The organism is Ruegeria sp. CDSA221 (genome assembly GCF_059611825.1).
The window spans coordinates 87,821-104,311 of sequence record NZ_JBXWPK010000006.1; the positions used below are offsets into that span (position 1 = coordinate 87,821).

The window sequence follows — 16,491 nt, forward strand, 5'->3', positions numbered from 1 at the left end:
GGCTTAAAGAAGATCGGCAAACCCACCGAATTGACCGCGTTTGAAGATCAGGCCTTTGCCGGTGCGGTACATGGCATGTTCGACCTCACCCACGATGATCAGATGATCCCCTGCCTCGTGCCGGGCATGAAGCTGGCAGTCGAACCGCGCCAGACAATCCGCCAGACGAGGGCGGCCACGGTGATCTGCGGCCCAGTTGGCATGTGAAAAATCCGCACCCTCGCGCGCGAATTTTAGGGCCTGTTCCTGCTGTTCCTCAGCCATCACATGGATCGAATAGTGATCGCAGTCTTTGAAAGCGTCGAACCGGTTTGAATCCTTCGCCAGGCACCACAGCACCAGCGGGGGCGTCAGCGAGACCGAGGAAAACGAATTGACCGTGATTGCGCGGGGCCCCAGCGCTGTTTCGGTGGTGACGACCGTGACCCCGGTTCCAAAACACCCCAATGCCTCGCGAAACGCGGTGCTGTTGTCCGGGGTTGGGGTGAAGGTGCGGTCCGTCATCTCACGCTCATTCTGTGGCCGCGCCTCAGGTGCCACGGCAAGTCGGGATTGTCCATGAAAAGCTGCGCCTGAGGTGCATATTTCGCCCTCAGTTCAGGTCCTCAAGCAGACGACCGTGCCGGCGGGTTGCTTCGATGACCTCGCCAAACGTATTCATCCCGCGCGCTTGCAGCATCGGAAGCATCCGAACCAGCGCCTCGGCGGTGGCAACTGCATCACCCAATGCCGTATGGCGCAGCTCATGCGGAATTGTAATGTCCAGCCGTTCGCACAGCGCGTCCAAAGTGTGCGTGTCGCTGGCGCCGAACAGGACCGCTGATAGCAGGACCGTATCCAGTACGGGATGCGTCCACTCAACTTTCATACGGTCGGCGTGGCGTCGTAGAAACGCCATATCAAAAGGTGCATTATGAGCCACGATTACAGCATTTCGCGCGAATTCGTGAAAGATACGCCCGGCTTCGGCGATTTCCGGCGCGCCTTCGACCATTCGATCCGTGATCTTGTGAACCTTGGTCGAGGCGGCAGGGATCGGCATGACCGGGTTCACCAGCATATCCAACCTTTCGCCTTCGACCATCCGTCCATTTACCACACGGACTGCGCCGATCTGGACGATCTCGTCTTTGTGCGGCAGCAGGCCTGTGGTTTCGGTGTCGAAGACAACAAAACAAAGCTCGCGCAGAGGCAATGTCTCGAATGATTGGTCGGTGGATGTGTTCAGCAAACCAAAGTCATAGACCAGAGGTCTGGCAGCCTCAGGCGCTATATTGGCGGCGCTGTCATCTAGGATTAGCATATAGCCGGAAGTTTCCCCCAGCGGTTTCATGCGGGCTGAATAGGTCTGCGCCCCATCAATGCTGGTCAGCGAACAGGATGCCTCCATCCCGGTCTTGGCCAGTTTGGCATAGGCTTTCTGCAGCGCGTCTGGCTGGAAGTAATCGAACAGTGGCGCATTCAGGCGTGGATGCGAAATCTGTGCCAGTACCTCGGCCGCCTGTCCGTCATACAAAACGAGCCTGTGAGAGGGGCTAGCCAGCAATATGGCTACAGGAATTTCAGTCAAAAGCGCCCTAAGCCTTTGCTGTTCCACAGCCAGATGCTCGGTTTCAGCAGCGACAGCCTCTGCCACGCCCATGGTCTTGTCGGACAGTTGGTTGGCCAGACCGGCAGCCGCAGGGGCCAGGTCGCCAAGATACCGCGCGGCTTGCAGATCGAGGTCGCGGCTGACACCGGCATGCGCTCGTGCGCGCAGTTCAGCGGAAAGCCTTTCGATCGGCTTGGCGACATTATCGTCGAACAATAGCCAGACAGCGGCGATCAGGGCCAGCAGACCGAACCCGATGACGATCTCTGCAAAGATGAACGCGTCGAAAAGGGCCGGATCCGCCGCTCGCCTGTAGCTGACCCAAAGCGCAACCGAGCTGACGGCAACCCCGCCGACCGCCAGCAGGCAGAAGAAGAGGAAAATCCGCAGGCGCAGGCTTAATCGGGTCAGCATGTTACACTCCGCAAGTGGCCTCGATGATCGGATCGTTCGTAGAGCCTGTTACCCAATCGGCGTTCAGCAACTGGCCGTTGTCACCAAACTCTGCCCCATCCGCCAGATTGGCGCGTTGGTTCTTGTCGCAATCCACAGCGACCGGCAATTTTGAAACCGGTGCCCAACGACCAAAGAAATACAGTTCAACGAGGCGCTGCTCAGGCACTTGGTCATTGGTGCGCACAGATAGGGTGTCGATTGCGGCAAAACGATCAACAAAGGGCATCGCATAGGTCCAGGGACGGTACAAAGCGCGGCTTTCGACCTCTTGAATGATGATCAGACCATCTGGAAGCGTATCGCGCGTGCGGTCAAACCATGAATACTCGCTGTTGATCGTCATCCCGATCATGCCAATGCCCGCCGCGACTGGTGCGGACCAACGAGGCAGGCGTCCACCCGTCAGTTTGTTGATCACCATCACGATGCCGGCTAGGGCGACGCCTGCAAATATCGTGCCGATCAGTTCTAAGAACATGAATACTCTCCAAGGTTCCTGAGGGTTTAGCCCAGCATTCCTTTACCGTGGCCGACCGCCGATTGCATTGTTTTTACCACGACAAAGGCATCTCGCAGATGACTTCGCTCAAAGTCCGAAAGATCGGAAGGGGGAAGGAAATTGTCCGGCTTCTTGTTGCCTTTCACCAGACGGGCCTGATGGTCCAGCCGCGTTTCGGCGATCAGATCGTAAGCGTCCAGCAGGTCGCGGGTACCTGAGGGGCTGAGGACGCCTGCCGCCCCAGCTGCTTTCAGGCGGGCACGTGTATTGGCCTGGGACAGTTGCCCCTGAAGGCTGTATATCCGGGCCAGGTCAACCACAGGCACAACGCCATTATGCTTTAGATCCAGCGTGTTGCGATGTTCGCCCGAGCGTACCGTGGCAAACCCGCGTAACAGGCCCAGCGGCGGCGTGTGCTTTAGCGAGTTCGAGATCATATGCGCCACAAAGATTGAATTCGCTTGGGCCGCGGCCAGCGTTTCGGACTGCAGGTCATCGAACAGGTGAAATGCGCCGCCAATGGGGCGCAGGTCGAACATGACCGAGGCCAGCATCTGCGCCTCGGGGTTTGGTTTGGCGATCCACCCGCGAAAATAATCACGCCAGACACTTACCGGTTGGCACCAGCGTGGATTTGTCGCCATCATGTCGCCCGGGCAATAAAAGTACCCACATTTATCCAGCCCGTCCGACACGATTTTTGCCAGTGTCTGGAAATATGACATGTCGTCATCGGTTACTTTGTCATCCAGCATCAAGCAGTTGTCCTGATCCGACACCCCGGTTTGTTCCTGTCGTCCCTGCGATCCGCAGGCCAGCCATAGGTAAGGCACAGGTGGTGGTCCAAGCTGTTTTTCCGCCATTGCCAGCAAACGTCTGGTGGCTGTGTCGGCGATATCGGTAATCAGGCGTGTAACGATCTCGTGGCGATTTCCGGCAGCGACAAGCTGGACCAGAAGCCGGGGAATCTCTTCGGTCACTTCTGCCATCTGCTGCGCGGTTTGCGCAGTTGCTATCCGGCGCACCAACTCGGCGGAATTGACCGCCTGATAGTGGGTCAGGTCTGTCTGGGTGACAATTCCGACCAGACGCCCAGCCTCGGATACCGGAATATGGCCGATGCCGCGCTCCATCATGATGTGAAGAACATCCGATCCGATATCAGACGGCGACAGCGTCACCGGGTTTGCCGTCATTATTGCCGAGACAGGCGTATCCACAGACATCCCATCGGCAACGTATTTGCCCGAGATATCTCGTAAGGTGGCGATCCCCAAAAGAATGTCCCCCTCGGTGATGCAGAGAGAGGAAATATGTTTGTCCCTCATCATCTGCGCCGCTTCGCGAACGGTGGTATTAGGGGGGCAGGTTGCGGGGTTATGTGCCATCAGAACGTCGATAGCGCTGGTTGCAAGGCTTTGGGGGCTGGAGCGTTCCGTGCGGGTCCGATCAAAGAATTTGGCGACGATTTCATGTTCGTCAATGAGGTCTCGGATCAGGTTGGGCGGAATCACAAAAAAAACCGAGTTTGCGTGTGCCTGCGCTTTGGTCGCGGCTTTACCGTCTTTCAGTAAACCGCGTTCCCCGAAAGAATTCCGCAACCCCAGATGAGAGACAATCGCACCGTTCCTGTCAGTGATTTCAACCTGTCCTTCGTAAATCACGAATACGCCGGGCAGGGGCGCGCCCAGTTGATACACCGGGGATCCTTCTTCGACCTCCCAAACTTCGATCTGATCAGACAGCGTTGCCAGATCATCGGCGGGCAGGGCGTCGTAAGGGTGAACGGATTTCAGAAACCGCGTGATCTCGGCTTGGGGAAGGGGCATCGGATACTCCTCGGTTTCTATTCGAAAAATCCCGCCCGGTGGAATGCCGGGCGGGAGTAGTCAGTCGAAAGACACGGCCTTTGGCAAGGTGCTCAGGGGCCGCATCTCTACTCAGTGATCCTGAGCGGCACCCGCGCCACGGGGAATGCGGACGCTTTCGACCAGATCCTTGATCTCTTGCGGGGTTTCCTTGGTCATGCCAGCCACCACATAGGCGACAGTGAAGTTGACCAATGCACCGATCGCACCGAACGAAGTCGACTTGATCGTACCCAACAGAGGATCAGCATCCGTGAACGAGTTGGTATCCGGAATGAACAACCAGCCCTTGTGCAGGAAGATGTAGACCAGTGTCACAGTCAGACCAGCCAGCATACCAGCAACTGCACCGGTGTTGTTGATGCGGGTCGAGAAGATCCCCATCATCAGCGCCGGGAAGATCGAGGCAGCTGCCAGACCAAACGCCAGGGCAACGGTCTGCGCTGCAAAACCCGGAGGGTTCAGGCCCAGATATGTCGCCACAACAATGGCCACGCCCATTGCGATCCGCGCCGACAGAAGCTCGGATTTTTCCGAAATCTGCGGGTTGATCGCGCCTTTGATCAGGTCGTGTGACACCGCGGACGAGATCGCCAGCAACAGGCCCGCAGCGGTCGACAGAGCAGCCGCAAGACCACCGGCAGCGACCAGACCGATCACCCAACCCGGCAGGTTGGCAATCTCGGGGTTGGCCAGAACCAGGATGTCACGGTTGAACTTGGTCAGCTCGTTTCCGACCCAGCCCTTCTCTTCCGCAAGCGCCTGCATGTCGGCATTCTTGTCGTTATAGTACTGGATCTTGCCGTCGCCGTTCTTGTCTTCCCAGTCCAGCAGGCCGGTTTTCTTCCATGTGGCCATCCAGTCATAACGGGCGTCGTTGTCGATATCTTCGACGGATACGGCGCCACCTTCGATGCCGCCATTTGGCCACATCATGTCACTGATGTTTAGACGGGCCATTGCGCCAACCGCAGGGGCGGTCAGGTACAGCAGTGCGATGAACACCAGCGCCCAACCGGCAGACCAGCGGGCATCAGCCACTTTCGGCACGGTGAAGAAACGCATGATAACGTGCGGCAGACCGGCCGTACCGATCATCAGCGACAGCGTGAACAGCACCATGTTCAGCGTGTCCGAGTGGTGGGCGGTGTATTCGTTAAAGCCCAACTCGGTCACGATCGCATCCAGCTTGGTCAGCAGCGGTTCACCGCTGGCGGTATCACCAAACAGACCCAGAGCCGGAACCGGATTGCCAGTCAGTTGCAGGGAAATAAAGATGGCTGGGATTGTGTAGGCGGTGATCAGCACGCAGTACTGAGCGACCTGTGTGTAGGTCACGCCCTTCATCCCCCCAAACACCGCGTAGGCGAACACAACGGCTGCACCAATTAACAACCCGGTGGTGTTTGACACTTCAAGGAAGCGGCCAAAAGCTACGCCAACGCCGGTCATCTGGCCGATCACGTAGGTCACAGACGCTACGATCAGACAGATCACCGCCACGATACGCGCGGTCTGGCTGTAAAAGCGGTCGCCGATGAACTCTGACACGGTGAACTTGCCGAACTTACGCAGGTAAGGTGCAAGAAGCAGCGCCAGCAGCACATAACCACCGGTCCAACCCATCAGGAAGGACGAGTTGTCATAACCAGTAAAGGCGATGAGGCCCGCCATCGAGATGAACGAGGCCGCAGACATCCAGTCTGCCGCTGTCGCCATACCGTTGGTGACCGGGTGAACGCCGCGACCGGCGGCGTAAAATTCTGATGTGGACCCAGCACGGGCCCAGATCGCGATGCCGATGTAAAGCGCAAAGGACGCGCCCACAAACAGCAGGTTGATGGTAAACTGGTCCATAGGGCCTTACTCCTCCTCAACGCCGTATTCAGCGTCTAGCTTGTTCATCCGCCAGGCGTAGTTGAAGATCAGCAGCAGAAAGACCAAGATGGATCCCTGTTGCGCGAACCAAAAGCCGAGATCGGTTCCGCCGACGGAAATGCCGGACAGAAGTGGACGCAGCAAAATGCCGAATCCAAACGACACCAGCGCCCAGATCACCAGGCTGATGTAGATAAGACGCAGGTTGGCCTGCCAATAGCCCTTATCGGCTTCGGCAGTCTGCGCGGAGTGTGTTGATTGATCCGCCATCGCGGGTTCCTCCTTCGCTTTCTCTTTGAGCGGCCCGTTGTCCTAACCCTCCAGCGCGCGGGGCCACTTTTCGATATGCTTGATGCCAGGTGGCATCAGGCAAGACTTCTCTGGTCCGCCAGAGCGGGTCCTTTGAAGTTTTCCTTTAGGAATTCGGCCCTTATTGAGGGCGGGCCATATTCCCCTAGTTCATTGTGTCGCTGACGATCCGTTCCAGATTGCCGGCGATGTCTTCGATGTTGCCCATTGCGTTCAGACCTTTCAGAACGCCGTGGTCTTGGTAATAAGTGATCAGCGGCGCGGTCTGCGCGTGATAGGCAGCCAGCCGTGAGGCGACGGTTTCAGCATTGTCATCTGCGCGGCGCTTGAACTCGGTCTTGCCGCATTTGTCGCATTTGCCTTCGACTGCGGGCGTTTTGAACCGATCATGGAACCCTTCGCCACATCCGGCACATGTGTAACGGCCGGAAATACGGATCACCATTTCAGCGTCTTCAACCTCAAGACTGATGGCTGCGTTGATCTTCTGACCGGTCTCTGACAGCAGCGCGTCCAGCGCCTGTGCCTGAACCGTGGTGCGGGGGAAGCCGTCCAGAATGACGCCCTTGGCGCAGTCCGGTTCGGCCAGACGATCCCGCAGGATTGCAATTACGATATCGTCACTGACCAGATCACCCGCCTCCATGACAGCTTTGGCGGCTTTTCCGGCTTCGGTTCCTGCGGCAACTGCCGCCCGTAACAGGTCACCCGTGCTGAGTTGGACAAGCCCGAACTTGTCTTCGAGCATACGGGCCTGTGTACCCTTCCCGGCGCCCGGGGGGCCGAGAAGGATCAGTACGGTGGGTGTAGTGATCGTGGCAGCGTCCATCACATCCTCACTTGCTTGCGCGGTTTTCGATCAGGTTGTCGACCACGGACGGATCAGCCAGGGTCGATGTGTCACCGAGCGATCCAAAATCATTCTCGGCGATCTTACGCAGGATACGGCGCATGATCTTGCCCGAGCGGGTTTTTGGCAGGCTAGGAGCCCATTGGATCACATCCGGGCTGGCAATCGGTCCGATCTCGGTCCGAACCCAGGTGCGCAGCTCTTTCACAAGCTCGTCCGAGGGTTCGCGATCATTCATCAAGGTGACATAGCAATAGATGCCTTGCCCTTTGATATCATGGGGATAGCCCACAACCGCGGCCTCGGCCACGGCAGCATGTGCCACCAGAGCGCTTTCAACCTCGGCCGTACCCATGCGGTGCCCCGAGACGTTGATCACATCGTCCACACGTCCGGTGATCCAGTAATCGCCATCGTCGTCCCGGCGGCAGCCGTCACCGGTGAAGTAGTAGCCTTTGTAGTCCGAGAAATAAGTCTTCTCGAACCGTTCATGATCGCCCCAGACCGTACGCATCTGACCCGGCCAGCTGTCCTTGATGCACAGCACGCCTTCGACTCCGTTGCCTTCGATCTCGACCCCCGATTGCGGGTCAAGAACAACGGGCTGAATACCAAAGAAAGGCTTCATAGCCGAGCCGGGCTTCATTGCGTGGGCGCCGGGCAGGGGAGTCATCAGGTGACCACCGGTTTCGGTTTGCCACCAAGTGTCGACAATCGGGCAGCGTCCTCCGCCGACAACGTCATTGTACCAGTTCCACGCTTCCGGGTTGATCGGCTCACCCACAGTGCCCAGCGTGCGCAGATCGCTCAGATCGCATTTCTCGACCCATTCATTGCCTTGCCCCATCAGGGCGCGCAAAGCGGTAGGGGCCGTGTAGAATTGATTGACCTTGTGCTTTTCACAGACCTGCCAAAAGCGGGATGCATCCGGATAGGTCGGAACACCTTCGAACATCAGCGTGGTCGCGCCATTGGCCAGCGGGCCATAGACGATATAGCTGTGGCCGGTCACCCAGCCGACATCGGCGGTACACCAATAGACGTCGCCTTCATGGTAATCGAAGGTGATCTCATGCGTCATTGCCGCATAGACCAGATATCCGCCGGTCGTGTGCACGACACCCTTCGGCTGACCGGTCGAACCGGAGGTATACAGAATGAACAGAGGGTCTTCGGCGTCCATTTCCGCAGGCGCGCAATAGTCATCCGCCTCGAGCGCCATCTCGTTATAGTCGTAGTCGCGCCCGTCGATCCATGTGGTCTGGCCGTTGGTACGCTTGACAACCAAGCATTTCACCGTGTCCTTGCAGTGCAGCAGGGCCGCGTCTGCGTTTGACTTCAACGGTGTCTTACGGCCGCCGCGAGGGGCCTCATCAGCTGTAATCAGAACCTTGGCGTCGCATCCGTTGACGCGTGCAGCCAGGGCATCGGGGGAAAACCCTGCAAAAACAATAGAGTGGATTGCGCCGATACGTGCGCACGCCAGCATGGCATATGCAGCCTCGGGGATCATCGGAAGATAAATGACCACACGGTCGCCTTTGCGCACGCCCATGGAAACCAGGATATTTGCCATCCGGCAGGTACGGCGGTGCAGTTCGGCATAGGTGATGTGTTGGGCGGGTTCATTCGGGTCATCAGGTTCCCAGATGATCGCAGTCTGATCGCCGCGTGTATTCAGATGACGATCCAGGCAGTTGGCTGAAACGTTCAGAGTGCCATCCGCATACCAGTTGATCCCGACCGAGCCCAAATCATAGCTGACGTCTTTCACTTGTGTATAGGGTTTGATCCAGTCAACGCGTTTGCCTTGTTCGCCCCAGAATGCAACGGGGTCGTTTATAGAAGCCGTGTACATTTCGCCGTATTTCTTGGCATCGACATGCGCACGCGCTGAAATTTCTGCGGATGGCGGATAAACTTTGGCATCTGCCTGAGCAGCGGTTGTCATTCTGAGGTTCCTCCCTCTGGACTTAAATTCACTGGGACAATCTTGCCCGCTGAACAGGCAATGTCGACCTGTTTCCTCCCGATGCAGGATAATACGGAGATCAGAAAACAATGAAATAAATTACAGAAATAGCAGGGTTTATTTGTTAATAAATTTCATTCCCTCTGGGGGATTTGTAAAGGAAATCGTAAGAAAGTAAAAAAACATATTTAAAACAGCAATATAGATGTTAACCACATTTCAACTGTTTTCAAAGTGCTCGCCCGTGAAATTTACACATTTCATATACACCTTATGATTGTTAGCGCTGGCGGGCGGATTGCAGATTTTGGTGGGTGGTCTGGCAGGGGTTGGCACATATCGATGTTGGCGCTAGCTTTACGCGCAAGCGACCCAAAAAAGGGGACGCATCAATGGGAGAAATCACTATGACTAAAATGTTGAGCAGTGCCGCCGTCGCCGCCCTGACTGTTGCATTCGTTACCGAAGCTGCAGCAACAGAATGGAATGCATCGGTCTGGGGCAAACGCCGGGCCTTTACCGAACATGTCGAGAAACTGGCTGAACTGGTCAGCGAAAAAACCGGTGGCGAATTCACGATCAATGTCAGCTATGGTGGGCTGTCAAAGCCGAAGGAGAATCTGGACGGGATTGAGATCGGTGCATTCGAAATGGCGCAGTTCTGCGCAGGCTATCACCGCGACAAAAATCGGGCGATCACTGTACTTGAACTGCCGTTCCTGGGTGTGAACAATTTGGAAGAAGAGGTGGCCGTCAGCCACGCTGTATATGATCATCCCGCCGTTAAGGATGAGATGGCTCAGTGGAATGCCCGGATCATCATGACGTCGCCAATGCCCCAGTATAATATCGTTGGAACCGGTGATCCGCGCTCAACGCTTGCCGATTTTGACGGCATGCGTGTACGTGCGACCGGCGGGCTGGGTAAGGCGTTTGAGGCCGTTGGCGGTGTTCCAACATCGGTGCCCGCGACCGAGGCGTTTAATGCGATGGAATCCGGTGTTGTTGATACAGTGGCCTTTGCTCAGCACGCACATTTGTCTTTCGGCACCATCAACGAAGCCGACTGGTGGACGGCCAACCTGAACCCCGGCACTGTAAACTGTCCGGTTGTGGTCAATATCGACGCCTACGAAGCGCTGCCTGCAGAACATCGTGAAGCGCTTAACAGTTCTGTCGACGAGGCCATTGCCCATTATCTCGCCAATTACGGCGGTCTGCTGGAGCAGTGGGATGGTGTGTTGACCGAAAAAGGCGTGCAGAAAGTTCAGATCGACGAGGCCGTGCTGGAGGAATTCCGCACCAAGGCTGCTGATCCGATCCGCGAGCAATGGATCGCTGACATGTCCGCGCAGGGTCTGCCTGCGCAGGATCTATATGATCTTGTTCAACTGACGCTGAAACAACAGCGTGGCGGGAACTGATCACGCGTTCCGGGTACCCAGCGCGGTACCCGGACACTGATTCCAATACAGAAAGGGCCAGCGGAATGGCAGGACAGGCGACGGTGCTTGCGGATGATAGCCGTCTGAGCAGGCTGGACCAGCTGCTGTTAAGGGCCGAGCGTACGCTTGCACTGATCAGCGGAATTGCCGTGTTCGGGTTAATGGTGCTGGCAGTTGTCTCGGTGAGCGGGCGCAACGCCTATAACGCGCCATTGCCGGGCTATGTCGATTGGATCGAGCAAGCCATGCCTTTGATTGCGTTTCTAGGTATCTCTTACGTACAACGCGATGGGGGCCATATCCGGATGGATATTGTCATTTCGCGGCTACACGGACGGGCTTTGTGGCTGTTCGAGTTGATTTCGGTCGTTCTCATCCTGGTGCTCATGTTGGCATTGGTCTGGGGCAGCTGGTCCCATTTCGACAGATCATTCGACTTTGGCGCACCTCTGTGGAGCCGGGACAGCTCGATCGACATTGGCATCCCGCTCTGGCCTGCCAAGTTACTGGCACCTATTGCGTTTTCGGTACTTTGCTTGCGGCTTGTGCTGCAAATCTGGGGTTATGGACGGGCCTTTGTGCTGGGCCTACAAAACCCAGTTGCGGTGCCGATGATACAGGACGCTGCTGCGCAGGCTGCCGCTGAAGCCGAACAATTCGAAGGACAGGACTAGCATATGGACTCGATTGAGATTGGCCTCTGGGTCACCGGTGGTCTGCTGGTTCTGGTTATCACCGGAATGCGTGTGGCTTTTGCCGCGGCGTTGGCGGGGCTGATCGGTCTGGTTTGGATATTCTGGGCCAAATTCGGATATGATCCTGACCGATTTGGCAAGGCGCTGACCGTTGCGGTAAAAACCGCAGGGCAAGTGCCGCATTCCAAGGTTGCAGCCCATACGCTCAGCCTGATTCCGACCTTTATCCTGATCGGCTATCTTGCCTATTACGCAGGCCTGACGCGCGCGCTGTTCGAGGCGGCCAAGCGCTGGGTGGCCTGGGTTCCGGGTGGGCTTGCGGTCGCAACCGTGTTCGCCACCGCTGGGTTTGCTGCAGTCTCGGGGGCATCGGTCGCGACATCTGCGGTATTTGCCCGGATCGCGATCCCGGAAATGCTGAAGGTAGGGTACAACAAACAATTTGCGGCGGGCGTAGTCGCTGCAGGTGGCACTTTGGCCTCACTGATCCCACCTTCTGCGATCCTTGTGATTTATGCGATCATCGTAGAGCAGGATGTGGGCAAGCTGTTGCTCGCCGGGTTCATACCGGGGGCCTTTTCGGCGGTTATTTACGGGTTGCTGATCGTCGGTATCGCGGTGGTGTTCAAGAATGTCGGCCCACCGGTCACTGGCTTTACCTGGAAACAGCGTTTTGCCGCTCTGCCTGGCGCTCTGCCGATTGTGGCGGTGATCCTGATCATCATCTGTTTTGTCTATAACCCCTTTGGTGAGAAAGCCTGGGGCACACCAACCGAGGGCGGGGCAATAGGTGCCTTCATCGTATTCTGTTTCGCCTTGTTCCACGGCATGAGATGGGCAGAGTTGAAATCCGCACTTCTCGAGACAGCCAAATTGACCGCAATGATCTTTTCGATCATCTGGGGTGTGCTGATCTATGTAAGGTTCCTGGGATTCGCCGATTTGCCGAACGCGTTTTCCGATTGGATCACATCGCTGACGATGTCACCCATGCTGATCCTGATCTGCATCCTGCTGGCCTATGCGGTGCTCGGCATGTTCATGGATGCCATCGGGATGCTGTTGCTGACTCTGCCGGTTGTCTATCCGGCAGTTATGGCGCTGAACGGGGGCGAGGCCGTCACCGCTGCGGAAAGTACGTTTGGGATGTCCGGTCCGATGTGCGCCATCTGGTTTGGTATTTTGGTGGTGAAAATGGCCGAGTTCTGCCTGATCACGCCACCGATCGGTTTGAATTGCTTTGTCGTTGCCGGCGTCCGCCCTGATCTGAGCGTTCAGGACGTGTTCAAGGGCGTGACGCCGTTTTTCATCGCCGACGCCGTGACGATTGCGCTGCTGGTCGCCTTTCCGGGCATCGTTCTGTACCTGCCTTCGCTGGCTGGGTAATTGGCATCTGGCGAAGTCAATCTTTGGTGATATCTGCCCCCGGCTGGCGCGTTGGGGGCAGGGTATCTCTATTTCGCTCGCATCAGCATTCCGTACAGATCGCGCGGATCGTCAGGGTCTGCCAGCATGTCCAGGGGTTCGTAGTAATCTGTGCCCCGGACTGCGGACTGGATGTAGCGCAGGGCTGAAAAATCCTCGATCGCGAAGCCTACGCTGTCAAACAACGTGATCTGACGATCATCTTTGCGACCCTCGGCCTGTCCCGTCATGACCTGCCACAACTCGGTGACGGGATGATCGTCTTCAAGGGCCTGAATCTCGCCCTCAATACGGGTTTGTTCCGGGTATTCGACGAATATTTCAGAGCGTAGCAGGATATCTCTGTGCAGTTCGGTTTTGCCTGGACAGTCGCCGCCGATCGCGTTGATGTGGACGCCTGGGCCGACCAAGTTATCGGTCAGGATCGTGGCATTTTTCTTGTCCGCCGTGCAGGTCGTGATGATATGCGCGCCTTCGATGGCGTCCTCAGGGGATTTGCATTTCACGACCGAGAGGCCAGAGCCCGCCAAGTTGGCCGCACATTTTTCGGTGGCAGCCGCGTCGGTGTCGTACAAGCGAACAGTATCAATCCCGCACATGGCCTTGAAGGCGAGGCACTGAAATTCGGATTGCGCGCCATTCCCGATCATTGCCATGGTCGAGGCCGATTTGGGCGCAAGATAGCTGCCGACCAGAGCAGAGGTTGCTGCGGTGCGCAATGCAGTCAGCATGGTCATTTCGGTCAGCAGGGTCGGATAGCCTGTGTAGACGTCTGCCAGCAGTCCAAATGCGGTAACGGTCTGTAGGCCCTCGGAGGTATTCTTGGGGTGGCCGTTGACGTATTTAAACCCATAGGCCTCACCGTCTGAGGTTGGCATCAGTTCAATAACCCCATGCGGCGAGTGGGCAGGGATGCGGGGTGTTTTGTCAAAGCTTTCCCACCGTTTGAAATCAGCTTCGATTTGCGCCGCAATATCGGTGATCATACGTTCGACGCCGATATGGTGGACCAGTCTCATCATATTGTCGACAGACACAAACGGCACCAGGGCCTTTTCAGATGGTTGCATTAGGGGCTCCTATCGGCGGGACAGGTGGATGCCCGCAATCATGCAGCGCACGGATCCACCGGCAGTTTCAATGGTGGGAATCGAAAGCGGCAGAGGTGTCGCGCTGGCTTCGATTGTAGCGATTTGTACCGGGGTCAGGGCGGCAAGTGCCCGGCTGGACAGCGCCAGCACGGGACCATTCAGGCCGCTCAGTTCGATGGCGTTGCCAGCAAATTCAGCGATCTGATCATGCGTCAGGTCAATGACCGTGCGACCGGATTCTTCCAGCCTGGCTTTCACTGTCGCGCGGCGTTCGGGGTCCGCGATCATATCAAGACAGATCAGCGCGTATTTGGAGCCGATGCCCATCAGAACATTCGTGTGATAGACATCACGTCCTGCGGCATCATGCGCCTCGAATGCGATGGGCTCATAGTTGAAATGGGTGCAGAAACGCTCCAACAGAACGGGGTCGGCGCGGTTGGATTTGACCGTGTAGGCCACGCGGCCAATGTGGTCCAGAACCATCGCTCCGGTGCCTTCCAGCGCCAGTCTGTCCTGTTCAAGCCCGGAATAATCGATCACGTCCTGAACACGATACTCCTGTTTCAACATTTCTATGACGTCGGCGCGACGTTCGCGCCTGCGCGACGGCACAAACATCGGATAGATTGCCACATGTCCGCCGGGATGGGTCGAGAACCAGTTGTTCGGAAATACGCTGTCTGGTGTGTCGAGGTCTCCGAAATCGTCGAAGACATGAACCTTAATACCCGCATCGCGCAGCAGCGCCACCGCCTGATCATGTTCATCGCGCGCTTGGACAGACGTGGCCGCTGCCGAGCGGTTGGCCAAGGTCTGGAACGCATTGTCGTCGCGTGTCTCGGGGTTCGAAGCAAACGCATGGGGCCGGATCATCACAACGGCTGGTGGGGCTTGTAGAGATTGCATCAGAAGCTCCGGGTGGGGCGGTCAAAGATGCGGCGGCCCAGCAATGAGGCGGCCAGATCCACCATCAATTTTGCAGTGCGGCCGCGTTCGTCCAGAAACGGGTTCAATTCTACCAGATCCAGCGAGCAGACAAGACCGCTTTCGTGCAGCAGTTCCATCACTAGATGAGCCTCGCGTTCGGTCGCGCCACCTGGAACTGTTGTGCCAACTGCAGGAGCAATGGACGGATCAAGGAAATCCACATCCAGCGAAACATGAAGGATGCCATCCGCTGCCCGGACCCGCTCCAGAAAGGCCATCAGCGGTGCTTTGATGCCGTTTTCGTCGATGCTTCGCATATCGGCCAGCATTGCGCGATCCTGTTCCAGCCGAGCCCGTTCGGCTGGGTCGACCGAGCGCAGACCGATCATGCCGACCCGGTCGGTCGGAACTGGTGATGAAACCGGTGGAAAGTCGTCAAATCCGGGCTGTCCGGTGAAATAGGCTACGGGTGTCCCGTGCAGGTTGCCGCTATCGGTGCTCTCGGGTGTGTGGAAATCGCTATGCGCGTCCAGCCAGAGAACGAACAGTGGGCGTTCGATCCGCTCGGCGTGCTGTGCCATGCCCAAAACCGTGCCCATCGAAAGTGCATGATCGCCGCCCATGAAAATTGGCAGGCCTTGTGGGGCGACATCCTGCGCAACACGGCTGAGAGCTTTGGTCCAACCGACACACTCGGGCAGGGCGAAGAGATGCGAATGTTCGGACATATCCGGAATGTCAGGTGTGATATCGTCGAGATCCCGTAGGTGAAGGCCGAGATCGGAAAGAGCTGATTGAAGCCCCGCAACCCGATAGGCATCGGGGCCCATCCGGCAGCCTTGTCGACGCTTGCCCGAATCCATCGGGGCGCCAACCAGAATTACGTTGTTTGTATCCATATGTACTACTACTCCAGCAATGTGGCTTGCGGATAGGGATCAAAATGCTCAAAATGGAACCGCAAGTGACATAACGGAAGTATTGAATGGACGATTTGGATGGCAAGCTTCTCAGCGCTCTGCACCGGGATGCCCGTGCTTCACTCTCGGAACTGGCTGAAACACTGGGGGTCACACGCACAACAGTGCGCAGCCGTCTGCAACGTTTGAAGCAATCCGGTGAGATTGTAGGTTTTACAGTTCTGACACGGCAGGATGTGGCGCAAAGCCCGGTCAGAGGGTTGATGATGCTGGAAATCGAAGGGCGCGGCACCGAGCGCACCATGGCCCAAATTGCTGCCATGCCGCAGGTGCGGGCTGTCCATTCGACAAATGGCGGTTGGGACTTGATTGCCGAGATTGGAACCGAAACCCTGGCCGAACTGGATGAAATCCTGTTTCGCATCCGCAGGATCGAAGGGATTACGCGATCTGAAACCAACTTGCTTCTTTCTACTCGGAAAGGCCGCGTCTGATTGCTGTAGTGCTTTGAGCAGCAAGGAATATGTGTAAAAGTTGCGATGCGTTCGCCACCCGCGCAAAG

The 16,491-nt window shown here is 57.0% G+C and carries 15 protein-coding genes; 4 read left to right on the top strand and 11 right to left on the bottom strand.

The window, feature by feature from the left end:
* Window positions 1-3 precede the first annotated feature (3 nt).
* From AC2FJ5_RS11405 to acs, 8 genes are all read right to left on the bottom strand, one after another.
* A complete protein-coding gene (locus AC2FJ5_RS11405) occupies window positions 4-504 on the bottom strand; it encodes a flavin reductase family protein (protein WP_496690705.1) in 501 nt (166 codons plus the stop codon).
* A gap of 88 nt (window positions 505-592) precedes the next feature.
* The gene (locus tag AC2FJ5_RS11410) at window positions 593-2,005 is read right to left on the bottom strand and encodes a 3'-5' exonuclease (RefSeq protein ID WP_142634338.1); all 1,413 of its coding nucleotides are present in this window, start codon (window positions 2,003-2,005) and stop codon (window positions 593-595) included.
* A 1-nt stretch (window position 2,006) separates the two neighbouring features.
* On the bottom strand, window positions 2,007-2,525 hold the full coding sequence (locus AC2FJ5_RS11415) for a hypothetical protein (protein ID WP_142634335.1): 519 nt from the start codon (window positions 2,523-2,525) through the stop codon (window positions 2,007-2,009).
* Window positions 2,526-2,551: 26 nt separating this feature from the next.
* Window positions 2,552-4,375, bottom strand: a complete 1,824-nt coding sequence (locus tag AC2FJ5_RS11420; RefSeq protein WP_496793422.1) for a DUF294 nucleotidyltransferase-like domain-containing protein — start codon at window positions 4,373-4,375, stop codon at window positions 2,552-2,554.
* Between the two features lie 111 nt (window positions 4,376-4,486).
* Window positions 4,487-6,271: a sodium:solute symporter family protein gene (locus AC2FJ5_RS11425; RefSeq protein ID WP_142634331.1), complete on the bottom strand. Its 1,785-nt coding sequence runs from the start codon at window positions 6,269-6,271 to the stop codon at window positions 4,487-4,489.
* Between the two features lie 6 nt (window positions 6,272-6,277).
* Window positions 6,278-6,562 carry a DUF4212 domain-containing protein gene (locus tag AC2FJ5_RS11430; RefSeq protein ID WP_142634329.1) on the bottom strand — a complete coding sequence of 95 codons (285 nt, stop codon included), beginning with the start codon at window positions 6,560-6,562 and terminating at the stop codon, window positions 6,278-6,280.
* Window positions 6,563-6,746: 184 nt separating this feature from the next.
* Window positions 6,747-7,430 carry an adenylate kinase gene (locus AC2FJ5_RS11435; RefSeq protein ID WP_496749082.1) on the bottom strand — a complete coding sequence of 228 codons (684 nt, stop codon included), beginning with the start codon at window positions 7,428-7,430 and terminating at the stop codon, window positions 6,747-6,749.
* Between the two features lie 7 nt (window positions 7,431-7,437).
* Entirely contained in the window at window positions 7,438-9,402 is a 1,965-nt protein-coding gene (acs, locus tag AC2FJ5_RS11440; protein ID WP_496793424.1) for an acetate--CoA ligase, read from the bottom strand.
* Window positions 9,403-9,830: 428 nt separating this feature from the next.
* Between acs and AC2FJ5_RS11445 the strand changes: the two genes are divergently transcribed.
* From AC2FJ5_RS11445 to AC2FJ5_RS11455, 3 genes are all read left to right on the top strand, one after another.
* Window positions 9,831-10,847: a C4-dicarboxylate TRAP transporter substrate-binding protein gene (locus tag AC2FJ5_RS11445; protein ID WP_496793425.1), complete on the top strand. Its 1,017-nt coding sequence runs from the start codon at window positions 9,831-9,833 to the stop codon at window positions 10,845-10,847.
* Between the two features lie 65 nt (window positions 10,848-10,912).
* Window positions 10,913-11,542 carry a TRAP transporter small permease subunit gene (locus AC2FJ5_RS11450; RefSeq protein WP_142634321.1) on the top strand — a complete coding sequence of 210 codons (630 nt, stop codon included), beginning with the start codon at window positions 10,913-10,915 and terminating at the stop codon, window positions 11,540-11,542.
* Window positions 11,543-11,545: 3 nt separating this feature from the next.
* A complete protein-coding gene (locus AC2FJ5_RS11455; RefSeq protein WP_496709326.1) occupies window positions 11,546-12,949 on the top strand; it encodes a TRAP transporter large permease in 1,404 nt (467 codons plus the stop codon).
* A gap of 68 nt (window positions 12,950-13,017) precedes the next feature.
* Here the strand turns inward: AC2FJ5_RS11455 and ocd are convergent, their stop codons facing one another.
* The 3 genes from ocd to rocF are packed head-to-tail and all read right to left on the bottom strand — an operon-like array spanning window position 13,018 to window position 15,908.
* Window positions 13,018-14,058 (bottom strand): ornithine cyclodeaminase, encoded by a 1,041-nt coding sequence (gene ocd / locus AC2FJ5_RS11460; protein ID WP_142634317.1) that lies wholly within the window; start codon window positions 14,056-14,058, stop codon window positions 13,018-13,020.
* Window positions 14,059-14,067: 9 nt separating this feature from the next.
* Window positions 14,068-14,988, bottom strand: a complete 921-nt coding sequence (gene ctlX, locus AC2FJ5_RS11465) for a citrulline utilization hydrolase CtlX (protein ID WP_496728152.1) — start codon at window positions 14,986-14,988, stop codon at window positions 14,068-14,070.
* Window positions 14,988-15,908 carry an arginase gene (gene rocF / locus AC2FJ5_RS11470; protein ID WP_496793427.1) on the bottom strand — a complete coding sequence of 307 codons (921 nt, stop codon included), beginning with the start codon at window positions 15,906-15,908 and terminating at the stop codon, window positions 14,988-14,990. Before rocF ends, ctlX begins: the two co-directional genes overlap by 1 nt.
* Before the next feature lie 86 nt (window positions 15,909-15,994).
* Between rocF and AC2FJ5_RS11475 the strand changes: the two genes are divergently transcribed.
* Window positions 15,995-16,423 carry an Lrp/AsnC family transcriptional regulator gene (locus AC2FJ5_RS11475; protein WP_142634311.1) on the top strand — a complete coding sequence of 143 codons (429 nt, stop codon included), beginning with the start codon at window positions 15,995-15,997 and terminating at the stop codon, window positions 16,421-16,423.
* Window positions 16,424-16,491 lie beyond the last annotated feature (68 nt).